At 64.9% G+C, this 18913-nt stretch carries 17 protein-coding genes and 1 pseudogene; 7 read left to right on the plus strand and 11 right to left on the minus strand.

Going from position 1 to position 18913, the window contains the following annotated elements; genetic code table 11:
* On the plus strand, window positions 1-882 hold an 882-nt coding region (locus AC2FNJ_RS19040; RefSeq protein ID WP_496766533.1), incomplete at its 5' end, for a hypothetical protein.
* A 146-nt stretch (window positions 883-1028) separates the two neighbouring features.
* Here AC2FNJ_RS19040 and pbfA read toward each other — a convergent pair.
* The 4 genes from pbfA to AC2FNJ_RS19060 are packed head-to-tail and all read right to left on the minus strand — an operon-like array spanning window position 1029 to window position 6338.
* On the minus strand, window positions 1029-2375 hold the full coding sequence (gene pbfA / locus AC2FNJ_RS19045; protein WP_496766534.1) for a (R)-1-hydroxy-2-aminoethylphosphonate ammonia-lyase: 1347 nt from the start codon (window positions 2373-2375) through the stop codon (window positions 1029-1031).
* Window positions 2376-2419: 44 nt separating this feature from the next.
* Entirely contained in the window at window positions 2420-3868 is a 1449-nt protein-coding gene (phnY, locus tag AC2FNJ_RS19050; RefSeq protein WP_496766535.1) for a phosphonoacetaldehyde dehydrogenase, read from the minus strand.
* 18 nt (window positions 3869-3886) lie between these two features.
* Window positions 3887-5131 carry a phosphonoacetate hydrolase gene (gene phnA / locus AC2FNJ_RS19055; protein WP_496766537.1) on the minus strand — a complete coding sequence of 415 codons (1245 nt, stop codon included), beginning with the start codon at window positions 5129-5131 and terminating at the stop codon, window positions 3887-3889.
* Window positions 5132-5150: 19 nt separating this feature from the next.
* The gene (locus AC2FNJ_RS19060; RefSeq protein ID WP_496766539.1) at window positions 5151-6338 is read right to left on the minus strand and encodes a 2-aminoethylphosphonate--pyruvate transaminase; all 1188 of its coding nucleotides are present in this window, start codon (window positions 6336-6338) and stop codon (window positions 5151-5153) included.
* Between the two features lie 115 nt (window positions 6339-6453).
* Here AC2FNJ_RS19060 and AC2FNJ_RS19065 point away from each other — a divergent pair, with 115 nt between their 5' ends.
* Window positions 6454-7368, plus strand: a complete 915-nt coding sequence (locus AC2FNJ_RS19065; RefSeq protein WP_496766541.1) for a LysR substrate-binding domain-containing protein — start codon at window positions 6454-6456, stop codon at window positions 7366-7368.
* Window positions 7369-8052: 684 nt separating this feature from the next.
* A complete protein-coding gene (locus AC2FNJ_RS19070) occupies window positions 8053-8430 on the plus strand; it encodes a GtrA family protein (RefSeq protein ID WP_496766542.1) in 378 nt (125 codons plus the stop codon).
* Between the two features lie 13 nt (window positions 8431-8443).
* Here AC2FNJ_RS19070 and AC2FNJ_RS19075 read toward each other — a convergent pair whose 3' ends face one another.
* The 6 genes from AC2FNJ_RS19075 to AC2FNJ_RS19100 form a co-directional block, all read right to left on the minus strand.
* Window positions 8444-10750 carry a Tex family protein gene (locus AC2FNJ_RS19075; protein ID WP_496766543.1) on the minus strand — a complete coding sequence of 769 codons (2307 nt, stop codon included), beginning with the start codon at window positions 10748-10750 and terminating at the stop codon, window positions 8444-8446.
* A 222-nt stretch (window positions 10751-10972) separates the two neighbouring features.
* Window positions 10973-11773 (minus strand): 2-oxo-hept-4-ene-1,7-dioate hydratase, encoded by an 801-nt coding sequence (gene hpaH, locus AC2FNJ_RS19080; RefSeq protein ID WP_496766544.1) that lies wholly within the window; start codon window positions 11771-11773, stop codon window positions 10973-10975.
* Window positions 11770-12624 (minus strand): fumarylacetoacetate hydrolase family protein, encoded by an 855-nt coding sequence (locus AC2FNJ_RS19085; RefSeq protein WP_496766545.1) that lies wholly within the window; start codon window positions 12622-12624, stop codon window positions 11770-11772. Before AC2FNJ_RS19085 ends, hpaH begins: the two co-directional genes overlap by 4 nt.
* A 12-nt stretch (window positions 12625-12636) precedes the next feature.
* The gene (hpaD, locus tag AC2FNJ_RS19090) at window positions 12637-13491 is read right to left on the minus strand and encodes a 3,4-dihydroxyphenylacetate 2,3-dioxygenase (protein ID WP_496766547.1); all 855 of its coding nucleotides are present in this window, start codon (window positions 13489-13491) and stop codon (window positions 12637-12639) included.
* A gap of 27 nt (window positions 13492-13518) precedes the next feature.
* On the minus strand, window positions 13519-15027 hold the full coding sequence (gene hpaE / locus AC2FNJ_RS19095; RefSeq protein WP_496766548.1) for a 5-carboxymethyl-2-hydroxymuconate semialdehyde dehydrogenase: 1509 nt from the start codon (window positions 15025-15027) through the stop codon (window positions 13519-13521).
* Window positions 15024-15413: a 5-carboxymethyl-2-hydroxymuconate Delta-isomerase gene (locus AC2FNJ_RS19100; protein ID WP_496766549.1), complete on the minus strand. Its 390-nt coding sequence runs from the start codon at window positions 15411-15413 to the stop codon at window positions 15024-15026. Before AC2FNJ_RS19100 ends, hpaE begins: the two co-directional genes overlap by 4 nt.
* Window positions 15414-15597: 184 nt before the next feature.
* On the opposite strand from AC2FNJ_RS19100, the gene comD reads away from it, so the two are divergent.
* The 4 genes from comD to AC2FNJ_RS19120 all read left to right on the plus strand — a co-directional run bounded on the left by comD (window position 15598) and on the right by AC2FNJ_RS19120 (window position 18819).
* Complete coding sequence (gene comD / locus AC2FNJ_RS19105) at window positions 15598-16104, plus strand: sulfopyruvate decarboxylase subunit alpha (RefSeq protein ID WP_496766550.1); 507 nt, start codon at window positions 15598-15600, stop codon at window positions 16102-16104.
* On the plus strand, window positions 16101-16655 hold the full coding sequence (gene comE / locus AC2FNJ_RS19110) for a sulfopyruvate decarboxylase subunit beta (protein WP_496766551.1): 555 nt from the start codon (window positions 16101-16103) through the stop codon (window positions 16653-16655). The genes comD and comE overlap by 4 nt, the downstream gene beginning before the upstream one ends.
* A gap of 133 nt (window positions 16656-16788) precedes the next feature.
* Window positions 16789-17838, plus strand: a complete 1050-nt coding sequence (locus AC2FNJ_RS19115; protein WP_496766553.1) for an aromatic ring-hydroxylating dioxygenase subunit alpha — start codon at window positions 16789-16791, stop codon at window positions 17836-17838.
* A 120-nt stretch (window positions 17839-17958) separates the two neighbouring features.
* Window positions 17959-18819 carry a hypothetical protein gene (locus AC2FNJ_RS19120; RefSeq protein ID WP_496766555.1) on the plus strand — a complete coding sequence of 287 codons (861 nt, stop codon included), beginning with the start codon at window positions 17959-17961 and terminating at the stop codon, window positions 18817-18819.
* 10 nt (window positions 18820-18829) lie between these two features.
* Here AC2FNJ_RS19120 and AC2FNJ_RS19125 read toward each other — a convergent pair.
* A pseudogene (locus tag AC2FNJ_RS19125) lies at window positions 18830-18913 on the minus strand (integrase); the annotation flags it as partial.

The following is an 18913-nucleotide window of genomic DNA, read 5'->3' on the forward strand; positions in this document are numbered from 1 at the left end:
GGCGACGAGGGGCGCTGGGACGACCGCGGGACCAAGACCATTCCCGTCGTGCAGGACGGCGACAACGAACTGGCCGTGTTCAACTGGGATGTGGATTCCTCGACCAACAGCCACCAGTGCATGCGGATGGAGATCATCGACTGGAAGATCCCCGACGAGGTCGATCCTGCAACCGGTGACACGGTGGCCCTCGCCTCGGACGACGTGAAGCTGCAGAACAACATCGCGCAGCAGAACGTCTTCGATTTCGAAGCCTATACCGGCTCACCCTATGACGTGATTACCTTCCCGATGCAGGTGCACAACGACCGGAACGGGACCGAGATCGCGGCGCTGGTGCCCGAGGGGTTGCGCGACGGGATGAAGCTTACCATCAGCCCGCGCGAATGGGCCATCCCGCAAAACCAGGCGCGGGTCTTCAACTGTACGCTTGAGCTGGATCACAATGTCATCCGACCGGGTTGCGACAATGACAGCGGGTTCCTTCTGACCGCCTGGCGCCGGGGCGGCGAGGCGGATGCGCGCTGGGGCAGCTGTTTCTATCACGTCCGGCCGCGCTACCGCACGCTGATCGAACTGGTGCGGGGCTATTGGTTCCACGGCCGTATCACGCTGAGCGGGGTGCTGACGCCCCAGACGGACGCGCCGCTGGATCTGACGCAGGACATGCCGCTGATCGCGCGCATCCGGTTGCAGATCGACGGGGACGGGGGCCCGGTTCTCTGGCGCGTTGCGCCCATTGCGGCTGACGGTAGTTTCTCGCTGGACTTCATGCACGACGACGGCAAGAGCCTGGTCGCGCAGGCGTGGTTCGACCGGACCGACCGCCTGGGCTCATCCGTCTCGAACGAGTGGATCATGAAACAGAGTTTCTTGGAGTAACGTCTGCCTATTGATGACCTGAGAGGTTGGGCGACCGACCTTCATTGGCCCGTTGCGCTTTCCGCGACCGCCGCCTCACATGTCGGCCGGCACGCAACGCAGCCGGTTGCCTCATCGGCGACCTGCAGGCGATGGGGCCGAGACGCTCATACCTGCGCCTCGATCGCCGACACGACGATGTCCAGCGCATGGTCCAGGTCGGTGCGCGAGATCGTGAGCGGCGGCGAAAGCGTCAGCACGCAGCCCTGGCTGATCTTGAAGCTCAGGCCCGAGTCCAGACAGGCGTAGTAGATCCGTTCCGCCCGTCCGATGCCCGGCGTCCTGTCGGAACGGTCCTCGACGATCTCGATCCCGAACATCAGGCCGCGCCCGCGAATGTCACCCACGATTGGGCTGCCGCACAGCCTCTCGCGCAGCTGATCCAGCGCATGGTCGCCCAGCTGGGCCGCGCGCTCGACCAGCCCCTCGTCCTCAATGATCTCAATCGTCGTCAATGCGGCCCGCGCGGTCACAGGGTTCTTTTCGTGGGTGTAGTGCCCGATGGCAAAGTCGCCGCAGACATCCAGATCGCTGCGCGCCACGCAGGCCGCGATGGGCAGAACACCGCCGCCCAGAGACTTGCCGAGGGTCACGATGTCGGGAACGATGCCGTCATGCTCGAATCCGAACATCCGTCCGGTCTTTCCCAGCCCGGTCGGGATTTCGTCCATGATGAGCAGCGCGCCGTGACGGTCGCAGGCTTCCCTCACCGCTTGCCAGAATCCCGGGGGCGGCACCTGAGGGACCGCCCGCATCGGTTCGGCAATCACCGCCGCCACATCGCCTTCCCGCGCCAGCACGTAATCCACCATTGCGGCGCAGGCCAGGCCGCAGGACTCCGGGCCGGGATGATTGTAGGGACAGCGATAGCAGGCAAAGGGCGCGACATGCTCGGCACCCGGCAACAACGGGCCGGCGATATGGCTGCGGAACGTCGCCTCGCCCCCGACCGATGCCGCGCCGAAGCCGGCGCCGTGGAAGGACTCCCAGAACGACAGGGTCTTGAACCGCCCGGTCGCGGCCCGCGCGATCCTGAGCGCCACCTCGTTGGCATCCGAACCTCCGGTGGTGAACAGGCTCTTGCCCAGATCGCCCGGTGCGATGTCGGCCAGTTTCTCGGCCAGCTGCACCGCTGGATCGTTGGTGAACCGGCGCGGCGCAAAGGGCAGATCGTCCAGCTGGGCCTTGATCGCGGCGATGAGCCGTGGATGGCCATAACCGATGTGGTGCACCGAGTTTCCGTGAAAATCCATGTACCTGCGGCCGTCCAGATCCTCGATCCATATGCCTTCGGCCTTGGCGATGGTGCTGACGCAGGGGCTGGACAGGCTTTGGTGCAGGAACACGTCGGCGTCGCGTTTCAACAACGGGGCCGAGGCCGGGCCGGTGGATTTCTCCATCCATGCCCGGCGGGCGTCCGACGTGTTCGACTCGCCTTCGGTGTGCACGATCATGGCGCTTCCCCCAGACCTTTACGGGCCGTGCCCGGAGGCACGGTTCAGTTGGGCCAGGGCAGCGAGTAGGTCTTGACGTTGGTGAAGAACTTCATCGCCTCGATCACGCCTTCCTTGACCCCGTTGCCGCTGTCCTTGATGCCGCCAAAGGGCGACATCTCGATCCGGTATCCGGGCTGCTCCCAGATGTTGCAGGTGCCTACGTTCAACCCGTTGATATAGGCAATCGCCCGGTTCAGATCGTTGGTGCAGACGCCCGAGGACAATCCGAACGGCGTGCCGTTCGAGATGCGCATGACCTCGGCATCATCGTCGGGCACCCGGACGATGGGCACGATGGGTCCGAAGGTTTCCTCCATGACCAACTCGCTGTCATGAGGCACCCGGTCCACCACGATGGGCGGCAGCAACGCGCCGTCACGTCCGGGGTGATAGAGGATTTCGGCCCCCTGATCCTCGGCCATGTGGACGCGCCGTTCAAACAGCTCGGCAGCCTTGTCGTGAATGACGCAGCCCAACTGGGTCTCCGGGTCCATCGGGTCGCCGAATTTCAGTGCCTTGGCCTTCTCCAGCACCAGCGGCACGAACCGGTCCGCGACACTGTCCTGAACCAGAATCCGCTTCACGGCGGTGCAGCGCTGCCCCGAATTGCCGGTCGCGCCGGCCACGGCGATCGCCGCGGCCTTGTCCAGATCGGCATCCGAAAGGTCATTGAGAACGATCAGGGGATCGTTGCCCCCCAGTTCCAGCGCTGTCCGCTTGTAGCCCGCCTTTTCCGCGATCATCTTGCCCACCGGCACCCCGCCGGTGAAGGTGATGATGTCGATGTTATCGTTGGTGATCATCTCGTCACCGATATCCTGCGGCCAGCCGGTGACCACCTGGAACATCTCGGGCGGCAGACCGGCCTCGTACAGAATGTCGGCCAGCGTCAAGGCGGTCAGCGGCGTCAGTTCGGTCGGCTTGCACACCATGCAGTTGTTGGTGGCGATCGACGGCGCGATCTTGTGGCTGACCATGTTGAGCGGGTGGTTGAAGGGGGTTATCGCACTGATGGCGCGCACCGGCTCGCGCATGGTGTAGATCCTGCGTTCCTTCCCGTTGTGGGTCAGGTCGCAGGAAAACACCTGTCCGTCATCCTTCAGCGCCTCGGCGGCGGCGAACTGAAACACGTCCTGCGCCCGTTTGGTCTCGTAGATCGCGTGCTGGTGGCAGATGCCCAGCTCCAGCGTCAGCCACTTGGCCAGATAGTCCCGCCGCTCGCCGATGATTTCGCCCGCGCGCCGCAGGATCTGGCTGCGTTCGTATCTGGTGAGTTTGGGGGTGTAATCCGCCGCGATCTGAAAGGCGCGGCGCGCGTGTTCGGCCTTGCCTGCCGGAACGGTGCCGACAACTTCGCTCGTATAGGGATAGTGAACCGGCACCACGTCATCGGCAAAGACGACCTCGCCGCCGATGCGCATTCCTTCATTCCGGATTTCGATCTTGGACATGGGTTGGTCTTTCATGACTTACAGGGCCGCCGCTGTTGTTGCATAGAAGAAAGCGTCGAAATTGCGCAGAACGGGCGCCTCGGGCAGCTCGATCCTGCGGTTGACGATAAAGGGCACTTCCTGTTCGGTCAGCCCGCCGTGGCTACGCAACGGCTCCTTCAGTGCCGCCAGATCGTGCCGGTGCGCGGACGTGCCGATGCAGATGTTCTCGCCCGAAATCATGATGATGTCGCCGATCCGGTCGCCCGGCAGGTCAAAGCGTTTGATGGCCTCGTCCTTGTCCACCACCAGGATCAATTCCTCGCGCGCGCGCAGCCGGGCGATGACCTCCGTTTTGTCAACGCCGTCCGGCAGATAGGCGGTGGCGAAGGATCCCAAGGCGCCGTGATGCACCACATAGGGATCCGTGATCGGCAGGATGACGCGGGCGGCGTCCTTGCCCAGCCATTCGTCCAGCAGATCCTGCGCATAGATCACGTTGGGCGATCCGTCGGCAAGGTGCTTGGGTTTCATCCCGTGATCGGCGGTCACGACGATGGCCGCGCCCGATGAATCCAGCTGCGCCAGATACCGGTCGAACATGGCATAGAAGTCCAGTGCGCCCTGCTGGTCCGGGGCGAATTTGTGCTGGATGTAGTCCGTGGTCGAAAGGTACATGACATCCGGCTTGAATTCCGTCAGCAGCTTCGCGCCCGCCGCAAAGACGAACTCGCTGAGGGCGGCGGAATAGACCTCGGGCACCGGCATACCCAGCCAATCGGAGGCATTGTCGATCCCGTTTTCGGCCAGCGTCGCCTGATCGGACTTCTCGGAGCTGAAGCAGATGGCGCGGCCTTCGTCGAACTTGAGCCCCGCGCCCAGCAGCGCGCGCAGCTTGTCCTTGGCGGTGACGACCGCGACGCGGGCCCCGGAGTCATAGAACCTGGAAAACACGGTCGGCGCGCGCAGGAAACGCACGTCGTTCATCATCACTTCCTCGCCCGTGTCGGGGTCGATCAGGTAGTTGCCGCAGATGCCGTGCACGATGGGCGGGCAGCCGGTCGCGATCGACAGGTTGTTGGGATTGGTGAAGGAGGGGATCACCGAATGCGCCAGCCGGTCGGTGCCGGTCTCGCGCATGCGCTTGAGCGTCGGCATCAGTCCCTTGGCAATCGCCACGTCCAGGTATTCCGGCTCGCAGCCATCCAGACAGATGGCGATGGCGGGCACCTTGGGCGTCGGATAGACACGTTCGTTGGCTTCGACGGGGGTTTGAATGGTCATCTGCGGGTTCCTCGAGTCCTCAGGCGGCCAGCTTGGCGCGCTCTTCCAGTGCTTGTGCGGGCGGGGCGGCGCTGATCACGCCCATTTCGTCAAGTGCGTCCCCGGCGGCTTCCACGACCTGCCGCATCACGGTTTCTTCCAACCGCCCGATACAGCCGACCCGGAAACTGTCCACGACGGTCAGCTTGCCCGGATAGATGATAAAGCCCTTTGCCTTCATCAGTTCGTAGAACCGGCCAAAGTCAAAGCGTTCATCCGACGGGCAGAAGAAGGTGACGATGATCGGGCTGAGCCAGCGATCGTCGAGCAGCGTTTCGAAGCCAAGGTCGCGCATGCCGGACACCAGCACATCGCGGTTGCGGGCATAGCGCGCACCGCGCCCGGCCACGCCACCCTCGGCGGCATGGGCGCGCAGCGCGTCCAGAAAGGCGGCGACGACATGGGTCGGCGGGGTGAACCGCCATTGTCCGGTCTTGTTCATATGTGCCCATTGGGCATGAACATCGAGGCTCAGCGAATGGCTGTTTCCGGCCGCCGCCTCAAGCGTGCTCTTGCGTGCGAGGATGAAACCGAAGCCCGGCACGCCTTCGATGCACTTGTTGGCCGAGGACACCATGGCCTCATAGCGGATCCTTGCCGGCGACAGGTCGATCGCGCCAAAGGCGGACATGGAATCGATCAGCAGCCTGCGCCCGGCGGCATAGGTCGCCTCGGAAATTTCCTCGACCGGGTTCAGGATGCCCGAGCTCGTTTCGCAATGGATGGCGACCACATGCGTGATGCCGGGGTCTTCGGCCAGAATGCGCGCAACTTCGTCGCCCCGTGGCGGCAGGTAGTCCCCCTTGTCCAGAACCACATGATCCCGCCCGATGTATTTCAGGGTCAGCGCCGACCGCTGCCCATAGGCGCCATTGGCCAGAACCAATGCCTTGCCGCCGCGCGGGATGAACGAGCCCAGCATCGCCTCGACGGAAAACGAACCGCTGCCTTGCATCGGCACGCAATCGAAGTCCTCGGCACCCTCTCCCAAAAGGTCCAGCAGGCCGCGCCGCATCTCGCGCGTCATGTCCCGGAAATCGCCGTCCCAACTGCCCCAGTCCCTCAGCATGGCCTGCTTGACCTGCCAGGACGTGGTCAGAGGTCCGGGCGTCAAGAGATAGGGTTCACCCAGTTTCGGCGGTTCGATCCGGTGCTGCGAAGAGATCATCGTCCATCTCCGATAGAGCCTTTTGGCTGCACCATTGCCCTATTGTTTTCCATATGTGAAATTGCAAAAAACAATCGACCTATAGGCTTCACTTATATTTGAGGGAGTGCGCGCCATGCGCCACGGTCAGTTGAAGGCCTTTCACCACGTCGCCCTGCTCGGCGGGTTCTCGCGGGCCGCCGAGGCGCTCTTTCTGACCCAGCCCGCGATTTCGGAACAGGTCCGGAAGCTGGAACAGGATCACGACCTCCTGCTGTTTCACCGCGACCGCAAGCGCGTCCAGCTGACCGAGGCGGGCGAGGCGCTGTTGCGCCTGACCAAGCAGTATTTCGAGATCGAAGGCGAGATCGAGGATTTTCTGTCCGAATCCAGGGCCGTCCCCGACGGCGAACTGCGGATCATCGCCGACTCGGCGCATCACGTGACCGGCTTCCTCGGGCCGTTCTGCAACAGGTTCCCCAGGATCAAGGTGATGCTGCGCGCGGGGAATACCGAGGAGATTCTGGAAGAGCTCAGAGCCTACAACGCCGAGGTCGGTATCGTGGGCAGCGTGCCGCCCGGAAAGGACTTGCAAACCATCGATCTGGGAACGAGCGACATCGTTGCCTTTGCCGCGGTCGATTTCCCGCTGGCGCCAGGCGAGGGGTTGACGCTCGAGGAACTTGCCGCTTTGCCGCTGATCTTCCGGGAAACCGGCTCGAAGACGCGCCAGAAGCTGGAAGTCGAAGCGCGTCGGCGCGGACTCGTCCTGAAACCGGCCATCGTCGCGGAGGGGCGCGAGGCGGTCCGGGAGCTGGTCGCCGCCGGCGCCGGCATCGGATTCGTGTCCGAGGCCGAATTCGGTCACGACAGCCGCATATCGCGGATCCGTCTGAAAGATGTCAGCCTTTCGATGAGCGAGAGCCTCGTCTACCTGTCGCAACGGAAGGACGTGAAGGTCATCCGCGCCTTTCTGGATTTCGTGGCGCGGCAGCCGACGGAAACCGTATCGGCCAGCCAAAGAGAGCTGCCGCACACCGCAAATCCTTGAGACCAAGGGCACGAATCGAACACCGGTCCGGCTGTCGGATATGCCGGAATGGATCAGAATCGCGAACATTCCCGCTCCGACCGCGCAAACAGTTGCGAATGCCGCACGGATCGCGCCCCGGCGTCAACATTAAGAACGCGCCTTATCCGGTTGTAATTCGATAATTATTTTCGCTTTTTTCAAATGCCCTGTTCACCGTCTGCCCAGAAACAACTCATCAAGAATTGTTTCTGATCTTCTTTTCAATATGTTACGCTGCAACCGTAGTTGCTGATTTCTTTTTGGCACTTTTGTTCGTCGGGATAGGTCTTGAAGGCAAAAGGGCTGAATGCTTGATCGTGGTGGCATGTACTGCGCCACGGATTGGTTGGGGGGCCAAGTCTAAAAGAAGGCAAGCCGGCGGTTGCCGGCGTAATGCGCTGACGATTGTCGGTGCGTATTGGTGTGTAGGTTGTGAAATGTTTGATGGTTCTTGGGGGGTTATCCCAATGCGTGGGGGAAAATCGGTTTCAATGCAGGGGTCGGGCCGAAAGCCCGGACCCTGCCGTGCATCAACGGGTCGCCGCGACGGCGGGTCCGAGGCCGGATGGGTATTGCGGCAAGCCTCCGACACAATGGCGTGGGGGCGCTTTGACGATGTATAGTTTGCCGAGACCTGTTGATGATCTGCCTCGCTCCCGCGCGATGGCGGATGCGATACTTCCGGCAAGCCAGGTCTGCCTTGTGCTGACTTTCGGGTTGTATGCGGCGCTTGTCGGTCTGGGCGTCAATCCGTTCCTTGCCTGCGCGGTCCAGTTCCTGATCTGTCTGACATGGAACTACCGGTCTCATGCGCGGCTTGTGTTCCGGGCCCGCGGCTACGGTCGGGCGCCGTTCTATGCGCTGGCGAATGTCTTTCTTCTGGCATCAAACACCTATCTTCTGTTCGCCTTTTCAAAGGCGGGTCTGAACGCCTATGTGGCTCAGGGGCTGGCGCTGGTTCCGGTTGCGATCCTTGCGCATGTCCTGATTTCTCACGCTTTGGGGGTTCAGCCGCGCACACGCCGTTCCGGCTGGCACTGAAGCCCGGGGACGATCAGCTCTTCTTGAACGCATCCAGCAGCGCGGCGCCAAGCGCGCCCGTCTCCGCTTTCGCCTGCGCGCGATCGGGTTTCCGGGGCGTCCGGCCGTTCCGCTGCGCGCCCTTGTCCGCATCGCGCCGGGACCGGTCCGCACGAGCCGAGTCGCCGCCATCCTTGCGCATGCTCAGCCCGATCCGCTTGCGCGGCACGTCCACTTCGACCACTCGGACTTTGACCACCTGACCGGCCTTGACCACCTCGTGCGGGTCTTTCACGAACCGGTCGGCCAGCTGGCTGACATGCACCAGCCCATCCTGATGCACGCCAATATCGACGAAGGCGCCAAAGGCGGCGACGTTGGTGACGGTGCCTTCCAGAACCATGCCAGGCTTGAGGTCGGTGATCTCCTCGACGCCCTCCTTGAAGCTGGCGGTCACGAAGCTGGGGCGCGGGTCGCGGCCGGGCTTTTCCAGCTCGGCAAAGATGTCGCGCACCGTCGGCAGGCCGAACCGCTCATCCACGAACTGTTCCGCCCGCAGGCCGCGCAGCGCGCTGACATGGCCCATGATCTGCCGGATATCGCGGCCGCAGGCCTGCACGATGCGGCGGGCCACGTCATAGGCCTCGGGGTGGACGGCCGAGGCGTCCAGCGGCTCCTCCCCGTCGCGGATGCGCAGAAAGCCCGCGCATTGTTCGAACGCACGGGGGCCAAGGCGGGCGACCTTCAGCAGATCCTGCCGCGACCGGAACGCGCCGTTCACGTCGCGGTGCATCACGATCGCCTCGGCCAGACCGGGGCCCAGGCCCGAGACATGGGCCAGCAGCGGCGCCGAGGCGGTGTTCAGATCGACGCCAACGGCGTTCACCACGTCTTCGATCACCGCCTCCAGAGACTGGCTCAGCCGGTGTTGATCGACATCGTGCTGGTACTGGCCGACGCCGATGCTTTTGGGTTCGATCTTGACCAACTCGGCCAGCGGATCCTGCAGGCGGCGGGCGATCGACACCGCGCCACGCAGCGAGACATCGAGATCGGGAAACTCGCGCGCGGCCAGTTCCGAGGCCGAATAAACCGAGGCCCCGGCCTCGGACACCACGACCTTGGTGGGGGGCTGCACCCCTTGGGGCAGCAGTTTCAGCGTGTCGGCCACCAGCCGTTCGGTCTCGCGGCTGGCGGTGCCGTTGCCGATGGCGATCAGTTCGACCTTGTGGGTGGCGATCAGGTTCAGAATGGTGGCCTGTGCGCCGCGCAGATCGTTCTTGGGTTGGAACGGATACAGCGTGTCGGTGGCTACCAGCTTGCCCGTGGCATCGACGACGGCGGCCTTGACGCCGGTGCGAATGCCGGGATCCAACCCCAGGGTCGGGCGGGGGCCTGCCGGGGCGGCAAACAGCAAATCCTTGAGATTGCGCGCAAAAACCTGAATTGCCTCTTCCTGCGCGCGGCTGCGCAGATCGGCCATCAACTCGACCATCATCGACAGCGACAGTTTCACCCGCCAGGTCCAGCCCGCGACCTTGCGCAGCCAGACATCGCCCGGCCTGTCGCCGCGCGTCTGCAGATGAGCGGCCACGATCGCCTCGGCCCGCGCCGCACCGGTTTCGGGGTCGGGGGCGATGTCCAGCGTCACGATCCCCTCTTTCGAGGCGCGCAGCATCGCCAACGCCCGGTGCGAGGGCACCTTGGCCCAGGGCTCGGCATGGTCGAAATAGTCGCTGAACTTGGCGCCTTCCTGTTCCTTGCCCTCGATCACCTTCGAGGTCAGCAGCGCCTCGGCCTGCATGAAGCTGCGCAGCTCGCCCAGAAGGGCGGCGTTTTCGGTCAGACGCTCGGTGACGATGTCGCGCGCGCCGTTCAGCGCGTCCTTGGTGGTGGGCACGGCCTCGGTCACATAGGACTGGGCCAGAACCTCGGGCTCGGCGCTGCGGTCGGCCAGGATCGCGTCGGCCAGCGGTTCCAGCCCGTTCTCGCGCGCGATCATCGCCTTGGTGCGGCGTTTGGGTTTGTAGGGCAGGTACATGTCTTCCAGCTGCGCCTTGGTTTCGGCGCGGGCGATGGACTTGGCCAGATCGTCGGTCAGCTTCCCCTGCTCCTTGATCGAGTTCAGGATCGTTTCGCGCCGCGCTTCAAGCTCGCGCAGATAGGCCAGCCGGTCGGACAGGGTGCGCAGCTGGCTGTCGTCCAGCCCGCCCGTGACCTCTTTGCGGTAACGGGCGACGAAGGGCACCGTCGCTCCCTCGTCCAGCAGTTTGACCGCGGCCTGCACCTGATCCGGGCGGGCGTTGATTTCGGTGGCGATGGTGCGGGCGATGCGGTCCAAAGGCGTCTCCTCGAATCCGGTTGGACCGACTTCTTAGCCAGCCGGGAGGGCGAGGGGAAGGGAGAACGATCGCGCGCTGAACCTACCCCGCCGCACCGTTCTGTCCGGTTCGTACCGGGCCGGGGCGGGGGGTTGTCCGGTTCGTACAAAATCGAATCGTGCGGAAATCGGGAAAACGCAAGCCCACCGCGCCCTGCCGTTCGGAGACGCACAACCGCGATGTCAGGCGAAATCGACCGACACCGCTCCGAAGGATCCGAAATCCGCGTCGATCCGGGTGCCGGGTGGGCACTCGACCGGGCGGATGAAACTGCCCGACAGGATGACGTGGCCGGGTTCGATGCTCTGGCCGTAATGCGCCATGCGGCGGGCCAGCCAGACGACGCTTTCGACCGGGTCGTTGAGCACGCCCGCGCCGAGGCCGGTTTCCTCGATCGCGCCGTTGCGGAAGGTGAGCGCGCCGACCCAGCGCAGGTCGAAGGCATCGACCGGGTGGCGGTTTGCGCCCAGCACGATCCCCGCATTGGCGGCGTTGTCGCTGATCGTGTCGAAGACGTTGCGGGGGGTGCCGGTGTCGGGATCGGTCCGGTGGATTCGGGTGTCGAGGATTTCCAGGGCGGGCGCGACGTGATCGGTGGCGGCGATCACCTCGGCGCGGGTCACGTCGGCCCCGGCCAGGGCGGATTTCATGACAAAGGCGATCTCGGCCTCGATCCGGGGCTGGATGAACCGGCCCCTGGGCACGGTCGCGCCGCAGCCGAACAGCATGTCGTCGAACAGGATGCCGCTGTCGGGGATGTCGATGCCGAGCGCGTATTGCATCGCCTTGGAGGTGAGGCCGATCTTCCAGCCGATGACGTGGCGCCCCTCGGCCAGCTTGGCGCGCTGGATCTCCCGTTGCACCGCATAGGCGTCGTCCATGGTCATGTCGGGATGGCGCAGGCTGAGCAGGCCGATCTGGCTGCGGGTGCGTTCCGCGGCCAGCAGGTCGGCGGCGGCGCGGGCGTGATCGCCGGGGGTCATGGGCCTTCGTCCTCGACCCCGTTGCGCAGGGTTCCGATGCCTTCCACCTCGACCTCGACCACGTCGCCGGGTTTCAGATAGCGCGGCGGGTCAAGGCGCGCGCCGGCGCCGGTGGGGGTGCCGGTGATGATGATGTCGCCCGGCTGCAGGGTCATGAAGGTGGAGATATAGGCGATCTCTTCGCGGACCGGGAAGGTCATGCGGTTCAGGGTGTCGTCCTGCCGCACCTCGCCGTTGACCCGCGTGACGATGCGGGCGGCGTCCAGTTGCGCGGGATCGCGGAAGGGGACGAGCCATGGCCCGAGCGCGCCGGACCGGTCCCAGTTCTTGCCCTGGGTCACGTTGAACTTTGCGTGCCGCACCCAGTCGCGGATCGTGCCTTCGTTGCAGAGGGTGAGCGCGGCGATGTGGTCATAGGCGTCCCGCGCCGGGATGCGGCGGCCGGGCTTGCCGATGACGACGGCGACCTCGCCTTCGTAGTCGAGCGTGTGGTTCTCGGGCGGGCGGATCAGCGGCCGGTCATGCCCGGTGAAGCTGCTGGCGAAGCGCGGGAACAGGGACATGTACCTGGGGGCCGCGCTGCCGTCCCTGTATTCTGCGTTGCGGTCAGGAAAGTTCACGCCGACGCAGAGGATGCGCGGCGCGTTCGGAAGCGGGATGTCGAAGGTGATGTCGGCATGGGTCGGTTCGCGGCCCCGCGCGGCGGTTTCCAGTGCCCCCAGCCCGCCGGCGCGGATCACGTCGAGCAGGGTGGGCCATGCGGGAAAGTCGGGCGAGAGCGCAATGGCGCCCGCCTGGGTCATCGCGCCGTAATACGGCTTGCCTCCGGCCTGGTAGCTTGCAAATCGCATGGCGCGGTCCCGTCACCGGACCGGAAAGACCACGTTGGTCTGACCGGTGCCGGAGGAGGGGAAGTATTCGGTCACGACCTCGCATTTGCGGTCGTAGGCGTCCCAGCCGAGCGCGCCGTAGAGCATCGAGGTGTCGTGCATCGACCCTTCGCCGCAGCAGTACTGGGCATATTCCGGCAGCATCCTGAGGAAGGTGGCGTGATCGCCGTTCTTCCACATTTCGAGCACGTGCAGGTCCACCTGCCGGTTGAATTCCGAACTGATGGTGAAGGTGCCGTTGTTGGCGGCATAGTCCTTGTTGGCCCAGATCTTGTGGCTGAGCGAGCCGGAGGCGACCAGCAGAACCCTGGCGTCGCTGGCCTCGACCGCCTCGCGGATGGCTTCGCCCAGGATCCGGCTTTCCGCGTGGTCGTGGACGGTGGCCCAGGCGGCGACCGAGACCACCTTCATCTCGTGTTCGCGGCTCATGAAGCGCATCGGCACGAGGGTGCCGTATTCCAGTTCGAGGCTGTCGAGGTGGTGGGCGAGCGTATGGACGCCCTTGTCCGAGGCGACCTTGGCGATGGCGTCGCCCAGTTCCGGGTTGCCCTGGTAGGAATAGGGCAGATCCTGAATGAACTGCGGGAATTCGTTCGAGGTGAACAGCCCTTCGAATTTGGAATTCGCGTTGACGTGGAAACCCGCGTTGATCACCCAGTGGGTGTCGCAGATCACCACGGTATCGGCCCCCAGCGCCTTGGCGCGGCGCGCGATTTCGCGGTGGCCGTCGATGGCGGGCTGGCGCTTGCCCTTGATCGGGCCTTCCTGTTCCGACATCAGCAGAGTCGGGACATGGGTCATCTTGGCGGCGAGTACGATTTCTCCCATTTGATCCTCCCTTGGGAATGCTGGCGGTCAGGCGCCGAGCCGCATGATCTTGTGCGGGCCGGTGGCGAAACCGATGTGTTTCTGTTCCATGTAGAACTCGAAGCTCCAGTCGCCGCCGTCGCGGCCGATGCCGCTGGCCTTGACCCCCCCGAAGGGCGTGGGCAGGTGGCGGACGTTTTCCGAGTTGACCCAGATCATCCCAGCTTCGAGCCGGTCGGTAAAGCGCAGGGCGCGGGTCAGGTCGTTGGTCCAGACATAGGCGGTGAGGCCGTAGGGCGTGTCGTTGGCGAGACGCAGCGCCTCGTCCTCGGTCGAAAACGGGATCGAGGTGAGGACCGGGCCGAAGATTTCCTCGCGCGCGATGCGCATGTCGTTGGTGGCGTCGGTGAACAGGGTGGGGCGGACGAAATAGCCGCCGTCGCCCACGGTGGTGCCGCCCGCGGCGACGGTGGCGCCCTCGGCCTTCGCGATGTCGAAATAGGAAGTGACCTTGTCGAAATGCTCCTCGGTCACGAGCGGGCCGATCTCGGTGGCCGGGTCGAGCGGGTGGCCGACCTTGATGCGGTTCACGCGCTCGATCAGGCGGGCCTCGAACTCGGCCCGGATGGTGTCCTGCACCAGCAGCCGCGAGGACGAGGTGCAACGTTCGCCGTTGATCGAGTAGATCATGAAGATCACCGCGTCGAGCGCGCGGTCGAGATCGGCGTCGTCGAAGACGATCACCGGATTCTTGCCGCCCAGTTCCAGGTGCATCCGCTTGAGCGTGTCCGCGCCCTGCCTGGTGATGATCGAGCCGGTGCGGCTTTCGCCGACGAAGGCGATGGCCCGGATCGCGGGATGTTCGGTCAGCGCCTTGCCGGCCTCTTCGCCGAACCCGTTGACGGTGTTGAGGACGCCGGGGGGCAGGCCGGCCTGTTCGGCGATCTCGACCAGCAGCCGGGCGGTGAGCGGGCTGGCCTCGGCCGGTTTGTGCACCACGGTGCAGCCGGCGGCCAGGGCCGGGGCGATCTTCCAGGTGCTGAGCATGAACGGGGTGTTCCAGGGCGTGATCACGCCCACCGGGCCGATGGGCACGCGGGTGGTGATGTTCATCAGGGTGGGCGATTTCAGGTGCTGGCCGTCGCGGGCCTGCACCGCCTGATCGGCGAAATAGCGGAAGTTCTCGGCCCCGCGCAGCGCCGCCTTGGACATGAAGCGCAGGGTCTGGCCGGTGTCCCAGCATTCGCAGAGGGCGATTTCCTCGGCCCGCGCCTCGATGGCGGCGGCGACGTTCAGCAGGATCTTCCGGCGCTCGGTGGCGGCCAGGTCGCGCCAGGCGGGAAAGGCGTCGGCGGCCGCGCGGGCGGCCTGGTCGATGTCACCGGCGCTGCCGCGCGCCACGTCGCAGATCACCGACCTGTCCACCGGCGAGATCGTCGGAAACACGCCGCTGGCGCCGTCGCGGTCCCGGCCGGCGATCCGGTTGCGGATGCCGGTTTCGCGGAAGCGGGCGAGATGGCCGTCGAGCTTGGCGATGTTGTCGTCCAGTACGGTCATGGCGAGGGCTCCAGATGGTCGCGGATCGTGCCGGTCCTGGGGGAAAGGTCGGGGTCGATGTCGCGCAGCTCCAGCGACAGGGCGACGGACCGGCTGGCCAGGGCCGGGGCGAGAAAGGCGCGGGCGGCGTCGAAGATCCGCCGGGCGGCGTCCTGCTTGACTTGCGGCGGGCGGCCGGCGCGCAGGCGGAGCGAGATGTCCACGAAGCCGTGTTCGGGGTTCCCGTCGGCGATGGCATAGTGATCGACCCGCACCGCGCGCACGCGGATGCCGGGCATCGGCAGGGCGTCGATGCCGGCCGCGGCGGCGCGCAGATGTTCGCACAGCCCGCCGAAATCCACGGCGTCGTCCAGGTTGCCGGAATAGTCGATGTGGATGTGCGGCATGTTAATTACCATGTTAACTATATTCGTTGTCTCAAACCGGGCCTTCGGAGTCAAGCTTTTGTTAACATGAAAACGAAATCGCCGGCACAATGCGTTCACCGCTTCAAAACCAGGTCAACCGCCCGTATTGTCCGGCCCAGACCCGGAGCGGCGGCCGCGCCGGCGTCATCGGGGAGGAAGAGCATTGTCCATCGACGCCAAGATCGTTGACGACCTGATCGCCAACGACATCCGTTTCGTCACCACCGTGCCGTGCAAGCAGCTTGCGGGCGTCATTGCCGAGGTCGAGGCCCGGCCCGAGATCCGCCACGTGCCGGCGAACAAGGAGGACGAGGGGATGGGCCTGTGTGCCGGGGCCTTCATGGGCGGGATGCGGCCCTGCATCATCATGCAGAACACGGCCATCGGCGTGACGATCAACACGCTGGCGACGCTGATCCAGTATTACCGGATGCCCCTGCCGATGCTTATTTCCTATCGCGGCGAGCTGCGCGAGCCGATCGCCTGCCAGGTCGAGATGGCGGTGCATACCAAGGCGCTGCTGGCGCAGCTCCACATCCCGACCTATCACTTTCACCGGCAGGCGGATGCCGAGGAACTGGACGAGATCCTGAAATACACCTTCATGTGCAACAAGCCGGTCGCGATCCTGACCGACGCCAATTTCTGGGGAGGCTACGGCGACCAATGATCCGCTACGACGTATTGAAAGAGATCGCCCCGATCCTGCGCGACCATCTGGTGGTCTGCAATATCGGCATTCCCAGTCAGGAGCTGCACGCCATCGACGACCGGCCCGGCAACTTCTACATGCTGGGGACGATGGGGCTGGCCTCGTCCATCGGGCTGGGCCTGGCGCTGGCGCAGCCCAAGACGGTGATCGCGATCGACGGGGACGGTTCGGTGCTGACCAATCTCGGCACGCTGCCGACCATCGCCAACAACGTGGCCGACAATTTCGTCCTGCTGATCATCGACAACGGGTCTTACGGGTCCACCGGGGATCAGCCCACCTATGCCGGGGGCAAGACCTCGCTGGCGCGGGTGGCCGAAGCCTGCGGCTGCGAGACCGTGGTCGAATGCCAGGCCCGAGACACCGCCATGGCGCTGCGGCAGGCGCTGGACGGCGGGCGGATGACGGTGATCGTCAGCAAATGCGACAGCGGCAACACAAAGATGCCGGTCATCACCCTGGACCCGGTGGTGATCCGGGACCGGTTCATGCGGGCGGTGCAGGCCTGAAGGCGCGGGCGCAATGTATCTTGCGCGGCCTAGATTCTATTATTGATAAAGTTTTTTCCCCTCAGTAAAATCTTTGCGGAGAATGGCGGCCGATACCGGGCGTTGGAGCACTGGCAAGGCGGGGACGGGGAAGATGCAGGACGATCTGATCGGTGCGGCCGGGTTCGTGCGCGAATGCTGGTATGTCGCCGGGCGCAGCGAGGATTTCGACGGGGCGCTCACGCCTTTGACCCTGCTTGGAGATCGGGTGGTGATCTTTCGCGGCGCGGCGGGGGAACCCATCGCGCTGGAGGATGCCTGCCCGCACCGCAAGCTGCCGCTGTCCCGGGGGACGGTGGCGGGTTCGACGGTGGTCTGCGGTTATCACGGGCTGACCTTTGACTGCGCTGGCCGCTGCGTGGCCGCGCCGACGCAGGAGGGCGCGATTCCGAAACGGGCGCGTGTGCGGTCCTATCCGGTGACGGATCGCTGGGGCTTTCTGTGGATCTGGATGGGCGAGGCCACGCGGGCGAACCCGGCCGAGATCATCGACATTCCGAATTTCGACGATCCGGACTGGGGCCGGACGCCGCGGGGCGCGATGGAGATGGCCTGCAACTATCTCTACATCACCGACAATCTGCTGGACCCGTCGCATGTCGCCTGGGTGCACCTGACGTCGTTCGCGGGCGCCGGTACCGACAACCGGCCGCTGAGCATGGACGAGGACGAAGATCGGGTGGTGATCTGGCGCTGGATCCCGGCCGAACCGGCGCCGCCGTATTATGCCAGGATGCTGCCTTTTGGCGCATCCTGCGATCGCAAGCAGCATTACGAATGCCGGGTGCCGTCGACCGCGATCAACATGTCGGTCTATACGCCACCGGGCGAAGGCGGGCCGGACCGGCCGCTGTCGCCGAATGCCTTCGTCAACATCTCGTACAATTTCATCACGCCGGTGGATGCGGAGCGGTCGATGTATTTCTGGTTCCAGCACCGCAACATGCATGCCGACGACGCGGCAATGGACAAGCATATGTTCGAGGGCGCCGTCATGGCGTTCACCGAGGACAAGGAGGTGCTGGAAGCGGTGCAGACCGGCATGGCCGAACGCCGGACGCCCTATCTGAACCTCGGGCTGGACAAGGGCGCGATGCGGTTCCGGCAGAAGGTGCAGCGGCGGATCGAGGCCGAGGCGGCCTGATCTGGGCGCGTTGTTTTCGTTGTCGGTCCGCGTGCCCGGCGATAGTCTGGGCGCGCGGGGCCGCGCGCACCGCCTGGCTGATGGGGTTTCGATGGCGAAAATCCGGGTTTTCTGACCAAGATGGACACCAGACGCGTTTTCGAAAGCGACAATTACGCCATCGATCGGGAGGTGCGGTCGCCGGACCGGCGGATCGCGGTGTTCTTTCCGCACCGATGGGCCACGCGCCGCCGCGCCGCGCGCAGCTATGGCGCGGATTTCGCCGAAAAATACGGCCTGAACGCGCTGATCGTCCGCTGCCGCCGCCCGGACTGGTTCCAGTCGGACGATTTCGGCGCCCTGGCGGGCGGGCTGCAGGCGGCCTGCGCAGAGTTCGATCACACGACATTCCTCGGCTCGTCGATGGGCGGGTATGGCGCGATCCGGGCGGCCGAGCATGTCGCCGCCGATCACGTGGTTGCGTTTTCCCCGGTGTCGTCCATCGACCCCGCCGACTTTCCGCATGAGCGCGGCTATGTGCAGGATCTGGAACCGGGGCGCAGGTTCCACCGCGCCACGCGGCACCGGGCGCGGCGGTACACGGTGTTCTACGACTCGGTTCATCTGGACCGGAAACACATTCTGGCCTTTGGCTTTCCCGACGACCGCACCACGCGCTGCCCGATTCCGTTCGGCGGGCATCAGACCTCGGCCATTCTGGCCGATGCCGGCGTCTTGTCGAAGCTGACGCTGGGCCTGCTGGCGCAGCGATCGGTGGCCGAGGAACTGCGCATGGCCCGCAGCGCCAAGCGGGGGCAGGCCACCTATCTGCTGGCCCTGTTCCGGCACAATGCCCGCCGCCGTCCGCGGCTCGCCGCGTGGGCGGTGCGCGAAATGCAGAAGGCCGGATATTACGAGGACCGGATGCACCGGTTCCTGCGCTATCTGCCGCGCGAAGCGATCGAGGAAATGGAACTGGCGCGGTGTGTGAGCGATACTTGAACTGCGACTCCTATTCCTTCTGAGGGTAGGGGCGTTGGCCCATCTCTTCCATCATCTTCTCGCGGAAGACCTCCGCCGGCGTCTTCCACCCAAG

The organism is Ruegeria sp. BHSB196 (assembly GCF_059613135.1).

Coding starts and splice junctions, on each gene's coding strand:
- pbfA (WP_496766534.1), bottom strand. CDS start 2,375: ATGATCGTGCACACCGAAGGCGAGTCGAACACGTCGGACGCCCGCCGG.
- phnY (WP_496766535.1), bottom strand. CDS start 3,868: ATGTCCAAGATCGAAATCCGGAATGAAGGAATGCGCATCGGCGGCGAG.
- phnA (WP_496766537.1), bottom strand. CDS start 5,131: ATGACCATTCAAACCCCCGTCGAAGCCAACGAACGTGTCTATCCGACG.
- AC2FNJ_RS19060 (WP_496766539.1), bottom strand. CDS start 6,338: ATGATCTCTTCGCAGCACCGGATCGAACCGCCGAAACTGGGTGAACCC.
- AC2FNJ_RS19065 (WP_496766541.1), top strand. CDS start 6,454: ATGCGCCACGGTCAGTTGAAGGCCTTTCACCACGTCGCCCTGCTCGGC.
- AC2FNJ_RS19070 (WP_496766542.1), top strand. CDS start 8,053: ATGGCGGATGCGATACTTCCGGCAAGCCAGGTCTGCCTTGTGCTGACT.
- hpaH (WP_496766544.1), bottom strand. CDS start 11,773: ATGACCCCCGGCGATCACGCCCGCGCCGCCGCCGACCTGCTGGCCGCG.
- AC2FNJ_RS19085 (WP_496766545.1), bottom strand. CDS start 12,624: ATGCGATTTGCAAGCTACCAGGCCGGAGGCAAGCCGTATTACGGCGCG.
- hpaD (WP_496766547.1), bottom strand. CDS start 13,491: ATGGGAGAAATCGTACTCGCCGCCAAGATGACCCATGTCCCGACTCTG.
- hpaE (WP_496766548.1), bottom strand. CDS start 15,027: ATGACCGTACTGGACGACAACATCGCCAAGCTCGACGGCCATCTCGCC.
- AC2FNJ_RS19100 (WP_496766549.1), bottom strand. CDS start 15,413: ATGCCGCACATCCACATCGACTATTCCGGCAACCTGGACGACGCCGTG.
- comE (WP_496766551.1), top strand. CDS start 16,101: ATGATCCGCTACGACGTATTGAAAGAGATCGCCCCGATCCTGCGCGAC.
- AC2FNJ_RS19115 (WP_496766553.1), top strand. CDS start 16,789: ATGCAGGACGATCTGATCGGTGCGGCCGGGTTCGTGCGCGAATGCTGG.
- AC2FNJ_RS19120 (WP_496766555.1), top strand. CDS start 17,959: ATGGACACCAGACGCGTTTTCGAAAGCGACAATTACGCCATCGATCGG.